This is a genomic window from Aminobacter sp. P4_D5, assembly GCF_056401815.1.
This window is the reverse complement of sequence record NZ_JBFUIP010000013.1, coordinates 31,899-51,966: the sequence shown is the minus strand read 5'-3', so window position 1 is coordinate 51,966 and position 20,068 is coordinate 31,899. Positions and strand designations below refer to the sequence as shown.

Annotated in this window: 19 protein-coding genes and 1 pseudogene; 14 read left to right on the top strand and 6 right to left on the bottom strand. The window is 61.6% G+C overall.

Annotated elements, in window-relative coordinates; genetic code table 11:
- Window positions 1-118: 118 nt before the first annotated feature.
- Window positions 119-457 carry a hypothetical protein gene (locus tag AC1DWF_RS05280; protein WP_476781987.1) on the top strand — a complete coding sequence of 113 codons (339 nt, stop codon included), beginning with the start codon at window positions 119-121 and terminating at the stop codon, window positions 455-457.
- Between the two features lie 78 nt (window positions 458-535).
- Here the strand turns inward: AC1DWF_RS05280 and AC1DWF_RS05275 are convergent, their stop codons facing one another.
- On the bottom strand, window positions 536-1,246 hold the full coding sequence (locus tag AC1DWF_RS05275) for a DUF6065 family protein (protein ID WP_476781986.1): 711 nt from the start codon (window positions 1,244-1,246) through the stop codon (window positions 536-538).
- A gap of 152 nt (window positions 1,247-1,398) precedes the next feature.
- Between AC1DWF_RS05275 and AC1DWF_RS05270 the strand changes: the two genes are divergently transcribed.
- From AC1DWF_RS05270 to AC1DWF_RS05250, 5 genes are all read left to right on the top strand, one after another.
- Window positions 1,399-1,758 (top strand): ArsR/SmtB family transcription factor, encoded by a 360-nt coding sequence (locus AC1DWF_RS05270; RefSeq protein ID WP_476841495.1) that lies wholly within the window; start codon window positions 1,399-1,401, stop codon window positions 1,756-1,758.
- On the top strand, window positions 1,742-2,221 hold the full coding sequence (locus tag AC1DWF_RS05265) for an SRPBCC domain-containing protein (RefSeq protein WP_476781984.1): 480 nt from the start codon (window positions 1,742-1,744) through the stop codon (window positions 2,219-2,221). The genes AC1DWF_RS05270 and AC1DWF_RS05265 overlap by 17 nt, the downstream gene beginning before the upstream one ends.
- A 107-nt stretch (window positions 2,222-2,328) precedes the next feature.
- A complete protein-coding gene (locus AC1DWF_RS05260) occupies window positions 2,329-2,778 on the top strand; it encodes a GFA family protein (RefSeq protein WP_476781983.1) in 450 nt (149 codons plus the stop codon).
- 74 nt (window positions 2,779-2,852) lie between these two features.
- Complete coding sequence (locus AC1DWF_RS05255) at window positions 2,853-3,623, top strand: DUF899 domain-containing protein (protein ID WP_476804364.1); 771 nt, start codon at window positions 2,853-2,855, stop codon at window positions 3,621-3,623.
- 122 nt (window positions 3,624-3,745) lie between these two features.
- Window positions 3,746-3,940, top strand: coding sequence for a hypothetical protein (locus AC1DWF_RS05250; RefSeq protein WP_476841494.1), 195 nt, complete (start codon window positions 3,746-3,748; stop codon window positions 3,938-3,940).
- Here the strand turns inward: AC1DWF_RS05250 and AC1DWF_RS05245 are convergent.
- A complete protein-coding gene (locus AC1DWF_RS05245) occupies window positions 3,937-5,739 on the bottom strand; it encodes an IlvD/Edd family dehydratase (protein ID WP_476788769.1) in 1,803 nt (600 codons plus the stop codon). The genes AC1DWF_RS05250 and AC1DWF_RS05245 overlap by 4 nt on opposite strands.
- 176 nt (window positions 5,740-5,915) lie before the next feature.
- Here AC1DWF_RS05245 and AC1DWF_RS05240 point away from each other — a divergent pair, with 176 nt between their 5' ends.
- Together AC1DWF_RS05240 and AC1DWF_RS05235 are read left to right on the top strand one after the other, a co-directional pair.
- Window positions 5,916-6,671 (top strand): class I SAM-dependent methyltransferase, encoded by a 756-nt coding sequence (locus AC1DWF_RS05240; protein WP_476781979.1) that lies wholly within the window; start codon window positions 5,916-5,918, stop codon window positions 6,669-6,671.
- Window positions 6,672-6,744: 73 nt separating this feature from the next.
- A complete protein-coding gene (locus AC1DWF_RS05235) occupies window positions 6,745-7,197 on the top strand; it encodes an SRPBCC family protein (RefSeq protein WP_476781978.1) in 453 nt (150 codons plus the stop codon).
- Between the two features lie 591 nt (window positions 7,198-7,788).
- Here the strand turns inward: AC1DWF_RS05235 and AC1DWF_RS05230 are convergent.
- The 4 genes and pseudogenes from AC1DWF_RS05230 to AC1DWF_RS05215 all read right to left on the bottom strand — a co-directional run bounded on the left by AC1DWF_RS05230 (window position 7,789) and on the right by AC1DWF_RS05215 (window position 12,442).
- Window positions 7,789-8,052 (bottom strand): hypothetical protein, encoded by a 264-nt coding sequence (locus tag AC1DWF_RS05230; RefSeq protein ID WP_476781977.1) that lies wholly within the window; start codon window positions 8,050-8,052, stop codon window positions 7,789-7,791.
- A gap of 410 nt (window positions 8,053-8,462) precedes the next feature.
- On the bottom strand, window positions 8,463-8,855 hold the full coding sequence (locus tag AC1DWF_RS05225) for a DUF1214 domain-containing protein (protein ID WP_476788774.1): 393 nt from the start codon (window positions 8,853-8,855) through the stop codon (window positions 8,463-8,465).
- A gap of 486 nt (window positions 8,856-9,341) precedes the next feature.
- Window positions 9,342-9,633, bottom strand: a pseudogene (locus tag AC1DWF_RS05220) (DUF1254 domain-containing protein); the annotation flags it as partial.
- A 541-nt stretch (window positions 9,634-10,174) separates the two neighbouring features.
- On the bottom strand, window positions 10,175-12,442 hold the full coding sequence (locus tag AC1DWF_RS05215; RefSeq protein ID WP_476804363.1) for a long-chain-fatty-acid--CoA ligase: 2,268 nt from the start codon (window positions 12,440-12,442) through the stop codon (window positions 10,175-10,177).
- A 456-nt stretch (window positions 12,443-12,898) separates the two neighbouring features.
- Here AC1DWF_RS05215 and AC1DWF_RS05210 point away from each other — a divergent pair, with 456 nt between their 5' ends.
- The 6 genes from AC1DWF_RS05210 to AC1DWF_RS05185 all read left to right on the top strand — a co-directional run bounded on the left by AC1DWF_RS05210 (window position 12,899) and on the right by AC1DWF_RS05185 (window position 20,060).
- Window positions 12,899-14,494: an ABC transporter substrate-binding protein gene (locus AC1DWF_RS05210; protein WP_476788767.1), complete on the top strand. Its 1,596-nt coding sequence runs from the start codon at window positions 12,899-12,901 to the stop codon at window positions 14,492-14,494.
- 111 nt (window positions 14,495-14,605) lie between these two features.
- The gene (locus tag AC1DWF_RS05205; protein ID WP_476781974.1) at window positions 14,606-15,610 is read left to right on the top strand and encodes an ABC transporter permease subunit; all 1,005 of its coding nucleotides are present in this window, start codon (window positions 14,606-14,608) and stop codon (window positions 15,608-15,610) included.
- A gap of 9 nt (window positions 15,611-15,619) precedes the next feature.
- The gene (locus AC1DWF_RS05200) at window positions 15,620-16,528 is read left to right on the top strand and encodes an ABC transporter permease subunit (protein ID WP_476788766.1); all 909 of its coding nucleotides are present in this window, start codon (window positions 15,620-15,622) and stop codon (window positions 16,526-16,528) included.
- Between the two features lie 3 nt (window positions 16,529-16,531).
- A complete protein-coding gene (locus AC1DWF_RS05195; RefSeq protein ID WP_476841493.1) occupies window positions 16,532-17,386 on the top strand; it encodes an ABC transporter ATP-binding protein in 855 nt (284 codons plus the stop codon).
- The gene (locus AC1DWF_RS05190) at window positions 17,383-18,210 is read left to right on the top strand and encodes an ABC transporter ATP-binding protein (RefSeq protein WP_476788765.1); all 828 of its coding nucleotides are present in this window, start codon (window positions 17,383-17,385) and stop codon (window positions 18,208-18,210) included. Before AC1DWF_RS05195 ends, AC1DWF_RS05190 begins: the two co-directional genes overlap by 4 nt.
- Before the next feature lie 242 nt (window positions 18,211-18,452).
- Window positions 18,453-20,060: an ABC transporter substrate-binding protein gene (locus tag AC1DWF_RS05185; RefSeq protein WP_476788764.1), complete on the top strand. Its 1,608-nt coding sequence runs from the start codon at window positions 18,453-18,455 to the stop codon at window positions 20,058-20,060.
- The last annotated feature ends 8 nt before the right edge of the window (window positions 20,061-20,068 follow it).

The following is a 20,068-nucleotide window of genomic DNA, read 5'->3' as shown; positions in this document are numbered from 1 at the left end:
GAGTGAAGCTGCGCGCCTTTGCCTTTGCCAGCCGATTTTTCTCCCATCGATGGAATAGACCAAAATGTCTCCCGTTCCTCCCAGGCAATCACCAAGATTGTCGAAAAGGAGATGACAGATGAAAAAGATCATCGCCGTGCTTGGCGCGCTGCTGGTCGCAGCACCTGCTACGCAGACACCTGCGATGGCGGACAATGATGTTTCGAAATTCTTCAAGTCGGTCGTTTCAGGCGGCAAGAATTCGAGCGACCGTAGTGGTTGGTCGAATTCAAGCAGCAACCGCTCGTCCAATTCTTCGGACAATTCGAGTTCCAACCGTTCCTCGAACTCGTCGAACAACTCGAGCTCCAACAGTTCGTCCAATTCGAGCTCCAACTCGTCGTCCAATTCCAGTTCGAATTCCTCATCGAACTCGAGTTCGAACAGTTCGTCGAATTCCTCTTCCGACGACGATTGATCGCGGACACGGCATCATCAATCAGAAGGGCCGGTGGAAATTCCACCGGCCCTTTGCGTTTGGTGCAAGGCCTGCATCTTAACGTGGTGCCCGCGCGATCTTGCGATACCAGCCATCGGACGCGATGGTGTTGCGGAGGACGCGACGGCGGTCCTGCTCTTCATCCTTGCGCTCGGCGCGTATATCGGCGGTCAGTTCAAGCGCTTTGCGCTCGAAGGGGATGACCTGCACTAGCGGCGCGCCTTTTTCGATGATGTGCAAGCCGTCGGCGCCTGTCGCAAAGAACGGAAAGTGGATTTCGGCAGTATAGGTGTCGGTATCGACCACGCCCGAGACCAGTTCGAAGATGCCGTTTGGCCGGTTCAGCGGCTGCACGAACAGGCAGCTCCACCCGGGTGGCGTGCGCACGCTCCAGTAGTTGTGGAACTTGCACGGCGGCGCAGGCTGGCGCGGATTGCCTGCGACCTGATGCGCGCCGTGATTGCTGACCAGCGTTCGGTCGAAATCCCAGGCGGTATCTACCGTCTTGCCACCGTCAGAGATTTCCATGCGCACCGTGGCCGCGAGCCTGATGATCCAGCCTGCTGTCATGGCATCGAGAAACGGCATGCAGCGCTTGATGGTGAGGCCACTGTCTCCTGTCGAAAGCTTGGCCGGGTCGACCGCCGGCAACTTGCGGAACCAGTCGGGCAGGAAGGTCTTGGCCGGCACGGGCGGCGGGATGACGCCGTCATCCTCTGGGCGGCACAAAAAGCGGATCGAGGGCGGCTTCGGCGAAAATGGAAACATCTTTTTCTCCTGCGTGATGGCGGGAGAACGCGCGGGGCCGATGTCTATTCCATAAGGGCGGGCGCGTGAGGCAATCAGAGCAGGCTGCGCTTGACAGTGAACCTCTTCGGCAGTAATTAACCGATATGTTAATTAACGTGATTGCTAAATAAATGACCGACGATCGCCTCAGCGCCACCTTCTCCTCGCTCGCCGATCCGACGCGACGCGCCATTCTCGCCCGCCTGGCGCTTGGCGAGGCAACCGTCAACGAACTCGCCGAACCATTCGCCATGAGCCTGCCGGCGATCTCGCGTCACCTGAAAGTGCTGGAGMRSGCCGGCCTGATCAGTCGCGGCCGCGAGGCGCAGTGGCGGCCSTGCCGGCTGGAGGCAGGCCCGCTCAAGGACATTGCCAACTGGGTCGAGCACTACCGCCGCTTCTGGGATGCCAGCTTCGACCGTATGGCCGACTACCTCAAGGAATTGCAGACTGCTCAACCCAAGGGAGGACCCGATGACCGCAAGAACTGACACCGTCGCCGCCCAACCGCTTTCGCTTGAGTTCTCGCGCGTTTTCGACGCTCCGCCAGCGCTTGTCTTCAGGATGTGGTCAAGCCCCGAACATCTGACCCGCTGGTGGGGTCCGAAGGGCTTTACCTCTTCCGTCAAGAAGCTCGAATTCCGCAAGGGCGGGCGCTACCACCTGCTTATCCACGGCCCAAACGGCGAGGATGACAGCATGTCATCCGGCATGTCTGGCACGTTCCGCGAGGTCGTTCAGGGTGAAAAGATCGTCTTCACCTTCGCTTGGGATTACGACCCGGCCTGGGAAACGCTGGTGACGGTGACGCTTGCTGCCGAAGGCACGGGCACGCGGCTGACCTTCCGGCAGGAACCGTTCCTCGACGTCGAAACCCGCGACTCGCACATGGGTGGCTGGGGCGAATGCCTTGATCGCCTCTCCGACGCTCTCGCTGGCCGCCCGGTGATCTGAAAACAGCGCGCTCCGCGGGCGCGCCCGCCGACTTGCATATTCAAACCAGCGCTTGCCGAAGATCTCAGTCGCTTTTCGGATCGATGCGCCATGCCTTGGAGAAGACGATGTTGAAGACCTATCGCGGCAGTTGCCACTGCGGGGCTGTGCATTTCGAATGCCAGCTTGATCTTGCGCCATCGGGCCAGCGCTCCAAGCCCGAGCTCGACGGCATCTGGTGGACCTCCAGCTTTCGCTGCAACTGCTCGTGGTGCGCCAAGACACGGTTTTGGAAGGCCTTTGCCCGTCCGTGGGACTTTCGCGTGACGGAGGGCGCCGAGATACTGACCGAATACCGCTTCGGCGAGCGGGCCATCCGTCACACCTTCTGCAGCCGCTGCGGTGTCCATCCCTTCGCGACGGCCAGTTTTGAGCCGATGGGCGGTGATTTCGTCGCCATCAACGTCGCCTGTCTCGATGACGTTGCACCTGAAGAACTCGCCGCTGTGCCGATCACCTATGAGGACGGCCGCAACGACGCCTGGGACGGGCCGCCGGCTCAGACGGCCCACATGTGAGCGCCGGCCCAGTCATTGCAGCGAGCCGGCCGCAATGGTGCTGCCGGCGAAAAAGTCCAACGATGGAGAGCATGATGCAGCATGAAATCGTGTCACGAGACGAATGGCTGGCCGCGCGCGTAGCCCTGCTGGCCAAGGAAAAAGCAATGACCAGGGCGCGCGATCAGTTGAGCGCCGAGCGGCGCCAACTGCCCTGGGTGAAGATCGACAAGCAGTACTATTTCGAGGGTCCAGAGGGCAGGCTTTCGCTGTCCGACCTCTTCGGCGGCCGCAGCCAGTTGTTCATCAAGCATTTCATGATGGGCCCGGGCCAACAGCACCATTGCGTCGGCTGCTCGTTCGAACTCGACAACGCCGACAGCGTGATCGTCCACCTCGACAACCACGACGTCAGCTACGTCGCCGTGGCGCGCGCGCCGATTGCCGAGGTCGAGGCGCTCAAGGCACGCATGGGCTGGCAGGCGCGCTTCGTCTCTTCCTTTGGCAGCGACTTCAACTACGACTTCAATGTCTCCTATACGCCTGCGCAATTTGCGGCGAAGAAGGCGGTATACAACTTCGCGCCGCTCGATTTCGAAATCGAGGATCTGTCCGGTGACAGCGTCTTCTACAAGGACGAAGACGGCCAGATATTTCTGACCTATGCGAACTTCGGTCGCGGCAGCGAAATGTATCTCGGTGCCTACGGTATTCTCGATGTCATGCCCAAAGGCCGCAACGAAGCCGGGCCTTCCCACGACCTGACAAGTTGGATGCGGCCCCACGATATGTACGGCAAGGGTGGCATGGTCGAGCGCACCGGCCGCTACCATCCGGCCGATTGCAGTTGCGGCAAGCACGCCTGAGCGAGGTGATGCACCGATGTGCTGCGCCATTGGAGCGCTGATCATCGCCGTGATTGCAGCTTGGCGCCGCTTGCTGAAGGCGGCGTCGGGTTGGCATTCAGCATCGCGACGGGCTGCGGCGATTGCCGTGGCTCTGGGCCTTGGCGCTGGGACGGCAATTGCCGCGCAACATTTTCAGCATTACGGCGAACGCGCCGAAAACCATCGACGCACCATCCTGGCCGAGATTTGGTCTCAACCCATCTGCGATGGCAATTCTAAAGCAAGCAGCAGATATCGAGGCTGAACTCACCAAAATCCCGCGCGGCGATCCTTAGTGATTATCGCGCGGGATGCCCTTGGTCTGGGCGACGCGCTGGTACTTCACCGCCGGCTTCAGCACCATGCCCTCCGACAACTGGTCGACCATGCCGCGCTGGATCTCCTGCCACGGCGTCTGGTGCGCCGGGAAATGATAGCCGCCATTGTTCTGCAACTCGGCGCGGCGGCGGGTGATCTCGTCGTCGGTGACCAGAATGTCGGCGGTGCCTTTCTTCAGGTCGATGCGCACGCGGTCGCCCGACTTCAGCAGCGCCAAGCCACCGCCGACCGCCGCTTCCGGCGAGGCGTTGAGGATCGACGGCGAACCTGACGTGCCCGATTGGCGGCCATCGCCGATGCAGGGCAGCGAGTGGATGCCGCGCTTGAGCAGATAGGCGGGCGGCTGCATGTTGACCACCTCGGCGCCGCCGGGATAGCCGACGGGGCCGGCACCGCGCATGAACAGCACAGTATTCTCGTCGATGTTCTCGGCCGGATCGTCGATGCGGGCGTGATAATCCTCCGGCCCGTCGAACACTTTGGCCGTGCCTTCGAAGGCCTCGGGGTCGCGCGGGTTCGACAGGTAGCGGTCGCGGAACTCCTTCGAGATCACGCTGGTCTTCATGATCGCGCTGTCGAACAAATTGCCCTTCAGGTTGATGAAGCCGGCGTCCTTCTTGAGCGGATCGGCGACCGCACGGATGACCTTTTCATCGTGGTTTTCGGCCACGCCGCAATTCTCGCCCATGGTCTTGCCGTTGACGGTGGCAGCATCGGGATGCGGCAACAGGCCGGCCTTCATCAGTTCGGCAACGACCGCCGGCACGCCGCCGGCATGGTGATAGTCCTCGCCGAGGTATTCGCCGGCGGGCTGGAGGTTGACCAGCAGCGGCACATGGTGGCCGATCTTCTGCCAGTCGTCATTGTCGAGCGGCACGCCGAGATGGCGCGCAATGGCGTTGAGATGGATCGGCGCGTTGGTCGACCCGCCGATCGCCGAGTTGACGACGATGGCGTTCTCGAAGGCTTCGCGTGTCATGATGTCGGACGGCTTCAGATCCTCGCGCACCATGTCGACGATGCGCTTGCCTGTTTCGTACGAGATCTGGCCGCGCTCGCGATAAGGTGCGGGGATCGCCGCCGAGCCGGGCAGTTGCATGCCCAGCGCCTCGGCCAGGCTGTTCATCGTCGTTGCCGTGCCCATGGTGTTGCAATAGCCGACAGAGGGCGCCGAAGAGGCGACGATGTCCATGAACTGGTCGTAGTCGATCTCGCCGGCCGACAGCTTTTCGCGCGACTTCCACACGATGGTGCCCGAGCCTGTGCGCTCGCCCTTGTGCCAGCCATTGAGCATCGGCCCGACCGACAGGGCAATCGCCGGGATGTTGACGGTGGCCGCCGCCATCAAAAGTGCTGGCGTGGTCTTGTCGCAGCCGATGGTCAGCACCACGCCGTCGAGCGGGTAGCCGTAGAGCACCTCGACGAGGCTGAGATAAGCGAGGTTGCGATCGAGCGAGGCGGTCGGGCGCTTGCCGGTTTCCTGGATCGGGTGGCAGGGAAATTCGAACGGCACCCCGCCGGCGGCGATGATGCCTTCGCGCACGCGCTTGGCCAGTTCGATGTGGTGGCGGTTGCACGGCGACAGGTCGGAGCCGGTCTGGGCGATGCCGATCAGCGGCTTGCCCGATTGCAGCTCTTCGCGCGTCAGGCCGAAATTCAGGTAGCGCTCGAGATACAGCGCGGTCATGCCGGGATTTTCGGGATTGTCGAACCACTCCTGCGAACGGAGCTTCTTCGTCGTCTTGGTGCCGGCCATAAATTCCTCCCGAAATCCGGACCTGCATCGTTATGGCAAGGACTGAATCGCTGCAAGGGCGACGAAGGCGTGGCGCGTGGGGGCATGTGATCGGGCTGGCTTCGAAAGCGCTCGCTGGTCTCATGAGCGGGGCTGTCCTTGCGGCGCCGCGATGTTATGAAAGCGCCGCCAATGACATGAGAGCCCGTGCCTTGATCGACGACCGCCTCTACATCGACCCCGAGCTTGTGCAGTTCTACGACCTTGAGAACGAAGGCGGCGGCGACGTCGATTTCATCCTCCGTTTCGCCGGCGAGGCGAAGACCGTACTCGATCTCGGCTGTGGCACCGGTGCGCTGACAGTGGCGTTGTCTTCCGGTCGCTCTGTTACTGGCGCCGATCCAGCTGCCGCCATGCTCGATATCGCCCGCAAGCGCCCCGGCGGCGACAATGTCGAATGGGTCGAGGGCGATGCCCGTTCGCTGCGTCTCGGCAAGAACTTCGATCTTGTGCTTTTGACCGGCCACGCCTTCCAGGTGTTCCTGACGGCCGAGGACCAGCGGGCAGCACTCGATACCATTGCCGCCCATCTCGCGCCGGGCGGCCGTTTCATCTTCGATACCCGCAATCCCGCGGCGAAGGCCTGGCTGGAATGGGGCCCTGCTGACTCGCAACGCACTGTCGAGCACCCAACCTTCGGCGCGGTCGAGGCCTGGAACGACGCCGTCCAGGACGAGGCGACGGGTATCGTCACCTACGACACGTTTTACCGCGTGCCGGCCACCGGGCGGCAGTTCCATGCCCAGTCGCGCATCGCCTTTGGCGAGAAGGCGCCGCTTGCTGCGATGATGGCCGATGCCGGGCTTGTCGCCGACCGCTGGCTCGGCAGCTGGCAGGGCGCGCCCTATGCACCAGACGCACCCGAGATCATCCCGATCGGCCACAAGGGCTGACCGCTGCCGGCGTGATGGACAATCGCTGGACGCTGCGTTACCCCTCAAGGATCGGCATTCGGGAGGATTGCGCATGGCTTTGGTGATCGAAGGCGAAGAAAAGATCGCCGCCCCCATCGACGTGGTGTGGAAGGCGCTCAACGATCCCGAAATCCTGAAAGAGAGCATTCCCGGCTGCGAGAGCCTGGAGATGAGTTCGCCGACCGAGATGGCCGCCAAGGTGGTGCTCAAGATCGGTCCGATCAAGGCGACCTTTACCGGCGAAGTGACGCTGAAAAACCTCAACCCGCCGCACTCCTACACCATAGCAGGCGAAGGCAAGGGCGGCATCGCCGGCTTCGCCAAGGGCGGCGCCGACGTCACGCTGACCGAGGACGGGCCCGAAGCGACGATCCTCAAATACGAGGCCAAGGCCGATGTCGGCGGCAAGATCGCCCAGCTCGGCAGCCGCCTGATCACCTCGACCTCGAAGAAGCTCGCCGGGCAGTTTTTCTCGACCTTCGGCGAGAAGGTGGGAGGAGCGTAGGGGGATTTCGCTCGCCCCGTTTACGGGGAGAGGGTGGCCCGAAGGGCCGGGTGAGGGGCGGAGCCAAGTCTTTCACTGTTTGCGCTGCCCCTCATCCGCCTGCCGAAGAGACCAAGCTTGTCCGCCGCCACGCCCCGTTTCCGGTCTGGCCATTGCTAGGAAAAAGTTCGGGAAGCGGGGCGCGAGGCCGAGCCTTCCGATAGTAATTGTTTGGCGCGAACCTTGCGCCCCGCTCGGTGTTCTTGCCCCGCTCAGTCGCCTCAACGCTTTCGCGCCGCCAGCCGCCGCAAGGCCCGGGCTTGGGGGCTCATCACCCAGCAGGAGATCCGACCTCCCGCCAGCCCGGCACCGGCGCTTCCCCCCGATGCCCGGTGCGCACCGGGGTCCCGTGGAAGAACGCGAGGACAAGGATACGGCAGGTTTGAGAGGCGTGGAAAAACACGGGCAGTCTATCCACGCGGATTGCTGACAGACTTGCTGACAAGGCAATCGAAAGGCGGAGGCAGCAGCGTTGCGGAAGTGGCCGTTATCGTTGGCCTGCGATCAGGTGAAGAGCTTGAAAGCGCTGAAAGCGAAGTCGGAGGGATGGGCCTATTTCGGAAGGCATTCCACGGTGAAGGCGACGATGATCTGCTCCGGACCGGCTTTGCCGATGCTCTTCAGGTCTTCCAGGCCACTTCTCAGCCTGTCTCCCGCTTCCTTCAGGCTGGCCTCAAGTTTCGTCTTGGCTGCCTTGCATCGCTCTTCATTGGTAAACTCCTGGAACACAACGGTTGGAAGGAGCCTCCATTCCGACCTGTCATTTGTAGCAGCCGGACTGATTGAAAAGGAAAAGACATACATCAGGACCCACATCGGCATGCTCCACTTTTGGCAGACGGCCCGGCGGCCACAATTGCCAAGGATTGCTCTGATCGGGGCGCCTCTTCCAGATAGTAGTGCTCTACATTGCGTAGTCAGTCGGCGCTTTGTCGGTAACTTGGAGAGTACACCTTTCCACAGCGAGATGCGACCGCGCCCAAAGTTGCATCGTTGCAGGGGCAAGCGGAACAAGTTTCGGCCAACGGATGATTTTCCACGCCAATACAAGGTCGGAACGGATGTTCGGAGCCGAGTGCCACCGAGGTCCACGCAACCAAGGCCAACGAGGCCCGTCCCTACATCGTGGCACGCAGGAGATGACGTCGCCGGACGAGGCCGTCCAGTTCTGATCTTGGACGCGAGTTCGAGGGCTGCTTTAGGCAGTTGAATGCCCAGGCAGCCATTCAGTTTACGGCTTCAATGTCTTCCAGTTTCCAAGTCTTGTCGAAATAGGGTTCCGTCGGGCCATAGAAGCGGAAGATCGGGAACCATCCCTTTCCGGGAACGGTCTGTATCCAGTTCGCCTGCTGTTGGGGTTTGTCGGGGCCGAAATGGATGTCGATAGAGCCGTCTGCATTGACGATCGGCGATTTGTAGCTGCTGACTGACGGAAGAGGTTGATCGTTCTTCAGTTCGGACCGACTCAACGCATCGTAGACGACAACCGACCAAAAATTCTTGGCGGGGATGTCGGGCAGGATGTGCAACTTGTATGTCTTTGCGCCATCCAGAAAATCCCCTTTGCTGTCTCGGTATGTCCACAGATACTGCGATCCCTGACCGACATTCTTCGCCATCATGGCCGGAGAGTTACCTGCGGCCATGTAGTAGACGAAGTTCCGTGCATCGATCTGTGGCGCGCCTTCCTTGCTGAAGGTGTATGTCATTCCTTCCGGGACGGCCTCCCACTTGCGGTCATCATAATAGAACACGCGGGGATCAGGGGACGCGAAGGTGTTGGCGCGAGCCATGGCCCCGCCAAGTTGCGCCGCTTCAGACAGGATCGACTTCGTTTTCTCGTCTGGCTGGAACGGCTTGCCCTTCTCGATGCCGATTGCCTGCATCATCGAGCGTTCAAGCGGGCCGAAACTTTCGACGGGCTCTTCGTCGACAAGCTGGGCCAAGAGCTCGAAAAAGTGGAAATTGTCCGGAAAGACTGTGTTGATGTCCTTGCCCGAGCCGTTCAGGAACTCCATCGCCGGTGGCGACGCGGCGCCGGCAAGCGGGTAGACCTTGATCTGCTTCATCAGCGCGACGGCCTCATCGGTTTTGCCGTCGACCTGGAAGCCGCGAAGCCCAAGGGTGACTGAGTAGGTCGGCGACTTCGCCACGAAGTATCCCTTCGGCGCTTCGCCAGCGTAGCCAGGGGGCAGAACGAGGAACTTTCCGCCTTGGCCCTTGTCAGGACCCAACGGGCCGACATTCGGAAATGTATCGCTGCAAACCGTCCTGCAGAAAGCCGAGCATCTTCGGTGGGGCTTCGACGACGGTCGGTCCGTCCGCCTTCAGGTCGAGATGGCTGAGCGCATAGACGGTCTCGGTGTTCGCGGTGAGCAGTACTGTCTTCGCATCCATCAGGTCTTCCCAGACCACGACCTGATTGGGCTTTTTCGCTCCGAAGGCACGCAAACCTTCCCGCAAGCCAATCTCGCTTACCGGCATCAACTGGGTGAGGTAGACCTCCGTCGCCTGATTGAGCATTCGCAGGTCAAGGAGACGTTCAGCCGTATCACCAGCGGGGTAGCCACCCCTAAACTCGAAGTCGCCGGAGCGACTTTTCAGCGTTTCGGTACCAAGCCAGCCGTAGGGGTTCTGCTCTTGCGCGCCCACTGGCGCAGTGGCCAAGGCTGTGAGGATGACAAGTGAATACTCGATTGGACYGAGACGCATCATCCAACTCCTCGTGAGTGAGTCCAGAAAAGATGTACGTTTGCATATATTCAGCATGCCCAATCTCGCAAATGGCGATGATCAGGTAAAGGTGGCCCTGGTCCTTTTCGCCGATCTTGCCGGACGCAATAATTGCATCGCCTATCAAATGCCCGCCACAAACAAATCGGCCACCGTGAAGAATTTCTCCACGGTGGCCGACGGATGTTCAGGATGGGGCGGAGCCTTAGCCCCTCAGCTCGCGCCGCAAGATCTTGCCGACATTGGTCTTCGGCAGCTCGGTGCGGAACTCGATATGTTTCGGCCGCTTGTAGCCGGTGAGGTTTTCGCGGCAGTAGGCGATCAGCATCTCGACGGTGAGGTTGGGGTCCTTGCGAACCACGAACAGTTTCGGCACTTCGCCCGAATGTTCGTCGGGCACGCCGATGGCCGCGACCTCGAGCACGCCGGGATGCTGGGCAACGACGTCTTCGAGTTCGTTGGGATAGACGTTGAAGCCCGAGACCAGGATCATGTCCTTCTTGCGGTCGACGATCTTGGTGAAGCCGCGCTCGTCCATGAAGCCCATGTCGCCCGACTTGAAGTAACCGTCCGAGGTCATGGCCTTGGCGGTCTCGTCGGCGCGGTTCCAGTAGCCGGCCATGACCTGCGGGCCCTTGATGCAGATCTCGCCGACCTCGCCGAGCGGCAGGTCGTTGTCGTCCTCGTCGCGGATGGCGATGTAGGTCGAGGGCAGGGGCAGGCCGATGGTGCCGGTGAAATCGGGGGAGCTGGCTTTGTTGGCGGTTGCCACCGGCGAAGTTTCCGACAGGCCGTAGCCCTCGGTGATGTGGTTGCCCGTCGCCTTCTTCCAGCGCTCGGCGACCGGCCTTTGCACCGCCATGCCACCGCCGAGGCTGAGCATCAGCCCGCTGAAGTCGAGCTTGCGGAATTCCTCATTGTTGGTCAGCGCGTTGAACAGCGTGTTGAGGCCGGGGAAGATGTTGAACTTGAACTTCTTCAGCTCCTTGACGAAGCCGGGGATGTCGCGCGGATTGGGAATTAGCACGTTGAGCGCGCCCTGCTGCATGCCCATCAGCGCATTCACCGTCAGCGCGAAGATATGATAGAGCGGCAGTGCGCAGATGAAGGTCAGATGCGGCGGCTTGGGCCGCACGGTGTAGGCGTCCTCCACCCACAATGCGAGCTGGGCGACATTGGCCAGCACGTTGGCGTGGATCAGCATCGCGCCCTTGGAGATGCCGGTGGTGCCGCCTGTATATTGCAGGAAGGCGATGTCGTCGGCTTTGACGGCGACCGGCTTGAAGGTCTTGGTCGCGCCTTCGTTCAGCGCCGCCTGGAACGTGACGTGGCCGGGCAGCGACCAGGCCGGAACCAGCTTCTTGACGCGGCGCACGACAAGATTGACCAGCAGGCCCTTGAGCCCGAGCATCTCGCCCATCGAGGCAACGACCACATGCTTGACCTGGGTCTTGGCAACGATGGCCTGCAGCGTGGTGGCGAAGTTTTCGAGTATGACGATGGCTTCGGCACCGGAATCCTTGAGCTGGTGCTCGAGTTCGCGCGGCGTGTAGAGCGGGTTGACGTTCACCACCGTGTAGCCGGCGCGCAAGATCGCCATCATCGCGACGGGATATTGCAGCACGTTGGGCATCATGATCGCCACGCGCGCGCCCTTGGCCAGCCCCTTCGACTGCAGCCATGCGGCAAAGGCCGTCGACATGCGGTCGAGCTCGCCATAGCTCAGCGACTTGCCCATGCACGAAAAGGCCGGGCGACCGGCATATTGGTGGCAGGCAGCAGACAGAAGGTCGCCGATGGAGTTGTGGGCGAGCGGCGCGATCTCGGCCGGCATGTTGGCGGGATAGCTCTTCAGCCACGGCCTTGCGTCGGATTTGACGGCCACGGCCTTGGCAGGGGCGGCGGCTTTAGCAGCGGGCGCGGATTTCGCGGGCGCGGCTGCTGAATTGGTCTTGGCTGGAACAGCCTTTGCGGGCTTGGCAGTTGCGGGCTTGGCGGCCTCGGCTTTAGCCACCGCTGCCGGGGCCACGCCATTGGTTTTTGCGCCGGCTGGCTTTGCCTTGGCTGGGGCTGGCCTGGATGGTTCGGCCCTTGCCGTGGACGGCTTTACCTTGGCAGCTTCGACCTTGGCTGTGGCAGGCTTGGGGGCGGTCTTCGTTGCTACAGGTTTCGGGGCGGCTTTGACCGCTGGCTTTGCAGTTTCGACTTTCACAGCAGCAGCCTTGGCTGCAGGCTTTGTTTCGGTCTTCTTGGCGGGTGATTTGGCAGCCGACTTTGCGACCGCTGCTGTTGCCGTCGGCTTGGGTGCTGGTGCTGCCTTGGCCGGTGCGGTCTTCGGCTTTGCCGTCTTGGCGGGTGCTGCCTCAGCCTTCACGGCGGGCTTGGTTTCGGATTTTGCCTTGTCGGCTGGCTGGGTCGCCGCCTTCTTGGTGGTGGTCTGCGCCGTGCCTGCTTTGCCGGTGGATTTAGCCAATGCAACCTCCCTCGATGTTCTTGTTTCCGGCTGTGGTGGTCCGCCGGCTTTCGCCCTCGTCTACGTCGCAGCGCCATAAGAACAGTGCCGCGTCGGGGCATGTTGTAGTTGTTTGTATTGCTAGCTGACGTGCACGGCAAGTATCACCCAACGTCACCTTGGAGAACGAATTTCAGGATTCGCAGTTACATCGCGCAGCGCAGGTGAGGGCACCCCGAATTGCCCATCGTTGCGAAGATATAACTTTCCGCGGTCGAATCTAACGTGAAGTGCAAATTCCGGCGCGCGCAATGGAACTGACCAATTTCGACTATTTCGAAGTCATCTGTGGGTAAATTATTCTGCTTACCAAAGGGCAGGTAGACGGGGAGTTCCAATGCTCAATAAACGGTGCTTATATGCGCGCCTGCGAGCCTGAACTGGGATGGGCTTGGGCAAAATCATAGGGAGTGTTCAATGATCAAAAAAACGACCTTTGCGGCCGCGTTGCTGGCTGCAACCGTCCTGAGCGGTGCGGCGAGCGCGAAGACGTTCGTCTACTGCTCGGAAGGTTCGCCTGAAGGCTTCGATCCGGGCCTCTACACCGCCGGCACGACCTTCGACGCGTCTGCGCACACCGTCTACAACCGCCTGCTCGAGTTCAAGAAGGGCACCACCGAGACCGAGCCGGGCCTGGCCGAGAGCTACACGATTTCCGACGACGGCCTGGAGTACACCTTCAAGCTGCGTCCGGGCGTCAAGTACCAGACCACCGAGTTCTTCACGCCGAGCCGTGACTTCAATGCCGACGACGTGGTCTTCTCCTATGAGCGCCAGCTCAAGGCCGACAATCCCTGGAACAAGTATGTTGCGGGCGCTTCGTGGGAATATTCGGCCGGCATGGGCTTCCCGGAAGTCATCAAGTCGGTCGAAAAGGTCGACGACCTGACCGTCAAGTTCACCTTGACCCGCAAGGAAGCTCCGTTCCTGGCCAACATCGCGATGCCTTTCGCATCGATCATGTCGAAGGAATATGCAGACAAGCTGCAGGCCGACGGCAAGATGAACCAGCTCAACCAGATGCCGCTCGGCACCGGTCCGTTCAGCTTCGTTGCCTACCAGCAGGACGCCATCATCCGCTACAAGGCCAACCCGGATTACTGGGGCGGCAAGCAGAAGATCGACGACCTGGTCTTCGCGATCACTCCTGACGCATCGGTTCGCTACCAGAAGCTGAAGGCCGGCGAATGCCACTTGATGCCGTTCCCGAACGCTGCCGACGTCGCTGCGATGAAGACCGATCCGAACCTGAAGGTGATGGAGCAGGAAGGCCTGAACGTCGCTTACATGGCCTACAACACCACCCAGGCTCCGTTCGACAAGGCTGAAGTGCGCAAGGCGCTGAACCAGGCCATCAACAAGCAGGCCATCGTCGACGCCGTGTTCCAGGGTGCAGCGACGCCTGCAACCAACCCGATCCCGCCGACGATGTGGTCGTACAACAAGTCGATCGAAGACGATAAGTACGATCCGGAAGCATCGAAGAAGGCGCTTGAAGCCGCTGGCGTCAAGGACCTCAAGATGAAGCTGTGGGCGATGCCGGTTTCGCGTCCCTACATGCTCAACGCCCGCCGCGCGGCCGAGCTGATCCAGTCCGACTTCGCCAAGGTTGGCGTCACGGCCGAGATCGTCTCTTACGAGTGGGCTGAGTACCTCGACAAGTCGAAGGCCAAGGATCGTGACGGCGCTGTCATGCTCGGCTGGACCGGCGACAATGGCGATCCGGACAACTTCCTCGACACCTTGCTCGGCTGCACGGCCGTGGGCGGCAACAACCGCGCGCAGTGGTGCAACAAGGAGTTCGACGATCTGGTGAAGAAGGCCAAGGAGACGACCGACCTGGCCGAGCGCACCAAGCTCTACGAGCAGGCGCAGGTTGTGTTCAAGAAGGAAGCTCCCTGGGCGACCATCGACCACTCGCTGTCGATCGTCCCGATGCGCAAGGGCGTTGAAGGCTTCGTCCAGAGCCCGCTTGGCGACTTCGCCTTCGACGGTGTTGACATCACCGAGTAAGGCTGCCTAAACAGGCCAACCTTGGGTTGGGGCGCTTGGGTCACAAGCGCCCCAATGCACATTTTGTGCTACCCTTACCGAAATTTCGGACATTCACTTAAAAGGTCTGACATGCTCCGGTTCCTGTTGGGGCGGCTCGCCGTCCTCATCCCGACGTTCATCGGGGTTTCCATCATTGCATTCTCGTTCATCCGACTTCTGCCTGGCGATCCCGTCGCCCTTTTGTCAGGCGAACGCGTCATGTCGCCAGAGCGGCACGCGGAAATCTCCGCCCAGCTCGGCTTTGACCGACCGATCGTCATCCAGTACCTCGACTATCTCTGGGGCGTTGTCCGTGGCGACTTCGGCACGTCGATCGTCACCAAGAGGCCGGTTGTCGACCAGTTCTTCGAACTGTTCCCGGCGACCGTCGAGCTTTCGCTCTGCGCCATCATCTTCGCCCTCTTGCTAGGCATCCCCGCCGGCATCATCGCCGCGATCAAGCGCGGCTCGGTCACCGACCAGGCGATGATGGGAACCGCACTTGTCGGCTTCTCCATGCCGATCTTCTGGTGGGGGCTGCTGCTGATCATGCTGGTATCCGGCGTGCTCGGCTGGACGCCCGTCTCCGGCCGCATCTCGCTGATGTATTATTTCCCCTCCGTCACCGGCTTCATGCTAATCGACTCGCTGCTGTCCGGCCAGGCCGGCGCGTTCAAGTCGGCCGTCAGCCACCTGATCTTGCCGACCATCGTCTTGGGTACCATCCCGCTCGCCGTCATTGCCCGCCAGACGCGTTCGGCGATGCTCGAAGTGCTGTCGGAGGATTATGTCCGCACGGCGCGTGCCAAGGGCCTGTCGACCTTCCGTGTCGTCGGCATCCATGCGCTGCGCAACGCCATGATCCCGGTCGTAACCACAGTCGGTCTGCAGGTCGGCGTGATGCTCGCCGGCGCGATCCTGACCGAGACGATCTTCTCCTGGCCGGGCATCGGCAAGTGGATGGTCGATTCCGTGTCGCGCCGCGACTATGCCGTCATCCAAGGTGGCCTGCTGATGATCGCTGCCGTGATCATGCTGGTGAACCTCGCCGTGGACCTGCTCTACGGTCTCATCAATCCGCGCATCCGGCACTAGGAGGACGTCATGTCTCAAGCTGCTGCAACAAGCGCCATTTCGACCGATCCGTCCCGCCGGGCGCGATTGGCCGAATTCTGGTACTATTTCTCCGAAAACCGTGGCGCCGTCATCGGCCTCGTGTTCTTCATTTTTCTGGTGCTGCTGGCGATCTTCGCACCGCTGATCGCGCCGCACGATCCGACCCAGCAATACCGCGACGCGGTTCTGGTTCCGCCGTTCTGGCAGGAGGGCGGCCGCGCCGACTTCCTGCTCGGCACCGACGCCGTCGGCCGCGACATGCTTTCGCGCCTGATCTACGGCACCCAGTTCTCGCTGTTTGTCGGCGTCATCGTGACGACGCTGTCGCTCGCCGTCGGCGTCACCTTCGGTGTCATCGCCGGCTACTACCGCGGCTGGGTCGACACCGTCATCATGCGCGTGATGGACATTATCCTGGCATTCCCCTCGCTGCTGCTTGCGCTTGTGCTGGTTGCCATCCTCGGGCCGGGCCTGGTCAACGCGATGATCGCCATTTCGCTCGTGTACCAGCCGCATTTCGTGCGCCTGGCGCGCGCAGCCGTAATGAGCGAAAAGACCCGCGACTACGTCGTCGCCGCCAAGGTCGCAGGGGCGAGCCATACCCGCCTGATGTTCAAGACGATCCTGCCGAACTGCATGGCGCCGCTGATCGTCCAGGCAACGCTGTCGTTTTCGAGCGCCATTCTCGATGCGGCGGCACTGGGCTTCCTGGGCATGGGCGCGCAGCCGCCGACGCCGGAATGGGGCACCATGCTCGCCGAGGCGCGCGAATTCATCCAGAGCAAGTGGTGGGTGGTGACACTCCCCGGCGTGGCGATCCTTATCACCGTGCTGGCGATCAACCTGATGGGCGATGGCCTGCGCGATGCGCTCGATCCGAAGCTGAAGAGGTCCTGACACATGGCACTTCTTGAAATCGAAAACCTGGTCGTCGAATTTGAGACGGCCTCCGGCCCCTTCCGGGCGGTCAACGGCGTGTCGATGAAGGTCCATGAGCGCGAGGTTCTCGCTATCGTCGGCGAGTCAGGCTCGGGCAAGTCGGTGTCGATGCTGGCGGCGATGGGGCTTTTGCCCTGGACGGCGAAGGTCACCGCCGACAAGCTGACCTTCAACGGCCGCGACCTGCTTGCCATGCCCGCCAACGAACGGCGCAAGATCATCGGCAAGGACATCGCCATGATCTTCCAGGAGCCGGTGGCGAGCCTCAACCCGTGCTTCACCGTCGGCTTCCAGATCGAAGAAGTCCTGCGCGTCCATTTGGGGCTCGACAAGGCCGCCCGCCGCAAGCGCGCGATCGAACTGTTTGAATCTGTCGGCATTGCCGACCCGGCCGAGCGCCTTGGCTCCTACCCGCACCAGATGTCTGGCGGCCAGTGCCAGCGCGTGATGATCGCCATCGCGMTKGCCTGCAAYCCSAAGCTGCTCATCGCCGACGAGCCGACGACCGCGCTCGACGTGACGATCCAGAAGCAGATCCTCGATCTGCTGATGAAGCTGCAGGCCGACCACGGCATGGGCCTGATCATGATCACCCACAATATGGGTGTCGTGGCCGAGACCGCCGATCGAGTGGTCGTGCAGTACAAGGGCCGAAAGATGGAAGAAGCCGACGTGCTGACGCTGTTCGAAAACCCGAAGAGCAATTACACGCGCGCTCTGCTGGCGGCACTCCCGGACAATGCGACGGGCGACCGCCTGCCGACGATCTCGGAACTCTTCGTCGACGACGAGAACCTGGAAGGGGCTGCACGATGAGCGTCATTCTCGAAGCGCGCAACATCGTGCGCGACTACCACGTGCCCGGCAGCTTTTTGAAGAAGGCCAAGACCGTGCACGCCGTCAAGGGCGTGAGTTTCACGGTCGAGAAGGGCAAGACGCTGGCGATCGTCGGCGAAAGCGGCTGTGGCAAGTCCACGCTCGGCCGCATCCTGACGCTGATCGACCCGGCAACCTCGGGCGACCTGCTGATCGAAGGCAACAAGGTCGACATCGCCAAGGGCGATCTGACGCCGGAGATGCGCCGCAAGGTGCAGATCGTGTTCCAGAATCCCTATGGCTCGCTCAACCCGCGCCAGAAGATCGGCGACATCCTGACCGAGCCGCTGGTCATCAACACCGACACGCCCGCCGACGAACGACGCGACAGGGCGATGAAGCTGCTGAAGAAGGTTGGCCTCGAAGAGAAGCACTACAACCGCTACCCGCACATGTTTTCGGGCGGCCAGCGCCAGCGCATCGCGATCGCGCGTTCGCTGATGCTGAACCCGAAGCTGCTGGTGCTGGACGAGCCTGTCTCGGCGCTCGATTTGTCGGTGCAGGCCCAGGTGCTCAACCTGCTGGCCGACTTGCAGGACGAGTTCCAGCTGACCTACGTCTTCATCAGCCACGACCTGTCCGTGGTTCGCTACATCGCCGACGAGGTGATGGTGATGTATTTCGGCGAGGCTGTCGAATATGGCAGCCGCGATGAGGTCTTTACCGACCCCAAGCACAGCTACACCAAGACGCTGTTTGCGGCGACGCCGCGCGCCGATGTCGAAAGCATCCGCGCCCGCCTGGCCAAGAAGAAAGCCGCCTGACGGCTGCCCCGAATCCTCGACTGACGGCTCAAAGTCTCGGCCCGGAAATCGAAAAACGGTTTCCGGGCCGATGCGTAGGTAGGTGTTTGAGAGCCGATGCGTCGCTCAAAGAGCACAATGTTTTGGGCCAGAGGCCCAAAACGCCAATTTCGTCTCTCGCAAAACGGCTTTCCCGGATCATAATCCCGGCCATCATTTGACGGGCCGGCGATGTCGCTGCGCCCAAGGTTCAGGGGGCTGTCATGGCTGATTTCAAAATTTCGAGGCGCAAGGTTCTGGCGGGCTCGGCATTGCTGCTGGCGTCGACCGCACTGCCGTCGATCGGCTGGACGCAGACCAGGAAGGGCGGGCGCCTCGTCGTCGCCGCCGATTCCGAGCCGCGCAACCTCAACCCGGCAATCGTTGCCTCCAACGGCGTGTTCTTCGTTGCAAGCAAGGTGATCGAACCGCTGGCCGAAGCTTCATTCGATGGCCAAGGCGGGCTCGACCCACGGCTTGCGACTAGCTGGGAAGGTTCGAAAGACGGGCTGTCGGTGACCTTCAAGCTGCGCGAGGGCGTGACCTGGCACGACGGCAAGCCGTTCACCTCGGCCGATGTGGCGTTTTCCGCGCTCAGCATCTGGAAGCCGCTGCAAAATCTCGGCCGTGTCGTCTTCAAGAACCTCGAAGCGGTGGAGACTCCCGACGCGCACACGGCTGTCTTCAAATTCTCCGAGCCGACGCCGCTGCAACTGATCAAGAATGCGTTGCCTGCGCTGACATCGGTCGTGCCCAAGCATGTCTATGAAGGCACCGACATTGCCGCGAACCCGGCCAACAATGCGCCGATCGGCACCGGGCCGTTCAAGTTCGCCGAGCACAAGGCCGGCGAATATTACCGGCTTGAGCGCAACGACAAATACTGGCGCGAAGGCGAGCCGCAACTCGACGAGATCATCTATCGCGTGCTGCCCGACCGTGCGGCTGCCGCCGGTGCGCTGGAGGCGGAAGAAATCCAGCTCGCCGCTTTCTCGGCGGTGCCGTTGGCCGACCTGGAGCGCATTTCCAAGGTGCCCGGCATCAAGGTGATCGGCGACGGCTACGAGGCGCTGACCTATCAGCTGGTAGTCGAGATCAATCATCGCCGCAAGGAACTGGCCGACCTCAAGGTGCGCCAGGCGATCGCGCACGCCATCGACAAGGATTTTGTCGTCAAGACGATTTTCCTCGGCCACGCCACGCCCTCGACGGGGCCGGTGCCGGTCAACGACAAGCAGTTCTATTCGACTGACGTGCCGACTTACGCATTCGACGTCGCCAAGGCCAATGCGCTGCTGGACGAAGCTGGTTATCCCAAGGGCGACAACGGCAACCGGTTTGCCCTGAAGCTCTTGCCGGCACCCTATTTCAGCGAGACCAAGCAGTTCGGCGACTATCTGCGCCAGGCGCTCGCCGCTGTCGGCATCGACGCCGAACTGGTCAACAACGACTCGGCCGCGCACCAGAAGGCCGTCTACACCGACCACGCCTTCGACCTTGCCATCGCACCGCCGGTGTTCCGGGGCGACCCGGCGATCTCGACCACGATCCTGGTGCAGTCGGGTATCCCGGATGGCGTGCCCTTCTCCAACCAGGGTGGTTACAAGAACGCCGAACTCGACGCACTGATCGCCAAGGCGGCGGAGACGCTGGACGACAAGGCCCGCACCGATCTCTACGACGAGTTCCAGAAGAAGGTGGTCGAGGACCTGCCGCTGATCAACGTCGCCGAATGGGGCTTCATCACCGTCGCCCGCGACAGCGTGAAGAACGTTGCGAACAACCCACGCTGGGCGGTTTCGAACTGGGCGGACACCTATGTCGAAACGTGACATCATCG

Bases quoted from the DNA above. Each gene is read 5' to 3' on its own strand.
- AC1DWF_RS05280 (WP_476781987.1), top strand. From the start codon at position 119: ATGAAAAAGATCATCGCCGTGCTTGGCGCGCTGCTGGTCGCAGCACCT.
- AC1DWF_RS05225 (WP_476788774.1), bottom strand. From the start codon at position 8,855: ATGGCGAAGAATGTCGGTCAGGGATCGCAGTATCTGTGGACATACCGA.
- AC1DWF_RS05205 (WP_476781974.1), top strand. From the start codon at position 14,606: ATGCTCCGGTTCCTGTTGGGGCGGCTCGCCGTCCTCATCCCGACGTTC.
- AC1DWF_RS05255 (WP_476804364.1), top strand. From the start codon at position 2,853: ATGCAGCATGAAATCGTGTCACGAGACGAATGGCTGGCCGCGCGCGTA.
- AC1DWF_RS05245 (WP_476788769.1), bottom strand. From the start codon at position 5,739: ATGGCCGGCACCAAGACGACGAAGAAGCTCCGTTCGCAGGAGTGGTTC.
- AC1DWF_RS05210 (WP_476788767.1), top strand. From the start codon at position 12,899: ATGATCAAAAAAACGACCTTTGCGGCCGCGTTGCTGGCTGCAACCGTC.
- AC1DWF_RS05265 (WP_476781984.1), top strand. From the start codon at position 1,742: ATGACCGCAAGAACTGACACCGTCGCCGCCCAACCGCTTTCGCTTGAG.
- AC1DWF_RS05185 (WP_476788764.1), top strand. From the start codon at position 18,453: ATGGCTGATTTCAAAATTTCGAGGCGCAAGGTTCTGGCGGGCTCGGCA.
- AC1DWF_RS05275 (WP_476781986.1), bottom strand. From the start codon at position 1,246: ATGTTTCCATTTTCGCCGAAGCCGCCCTCGATCCGCTTTTTGTGCCGC.
- AC1DWF_RS05190 (WP_476788765.1), top strand. From the start codon at position 17,383: ATGAGCGTCATTCTCGAAGCGCGCAACATCGTGCGCGACTACCACGTG.
- AC1DWF_RS05235 (WP_476781978.1), top strand. From the start codon at position 6,745: ATGGCTTTGGTGATCGAAGGCGAAGAAAAGATCGCCGCCCCCATCGAC.
- AC1DWF_RS05200 (WP_476788766.1), top strand. From the start codon at position 15,620: ATGTCTCAAGCTGCTGCAACAAGCGCCATTTCGACCGATCCGTCCCGC.
- AC1DWF_RS05230 (WP_476781977.1), bottom strand. From the start codon at position 8,052: ATGTGGGTCCTGATGTATGTCTTTTCCTTTTCAATCAGTCCGGCTGCT.
- AC1DWF_RS05240 (WP_476781979.1), top strand. From the start codon at position 5,916: ATGAGAGCCCGTGCCTTGATCGACGACCGCCTCTACATCGACCCCGAG.
- AC1DWF_RS05260 (WP_476781983.1), top strand. From the start codon at position 2,329: ATGTTGAAGACCTATCGCGGCAGTTGCCACTGCGGGGCTGTGCATTTC.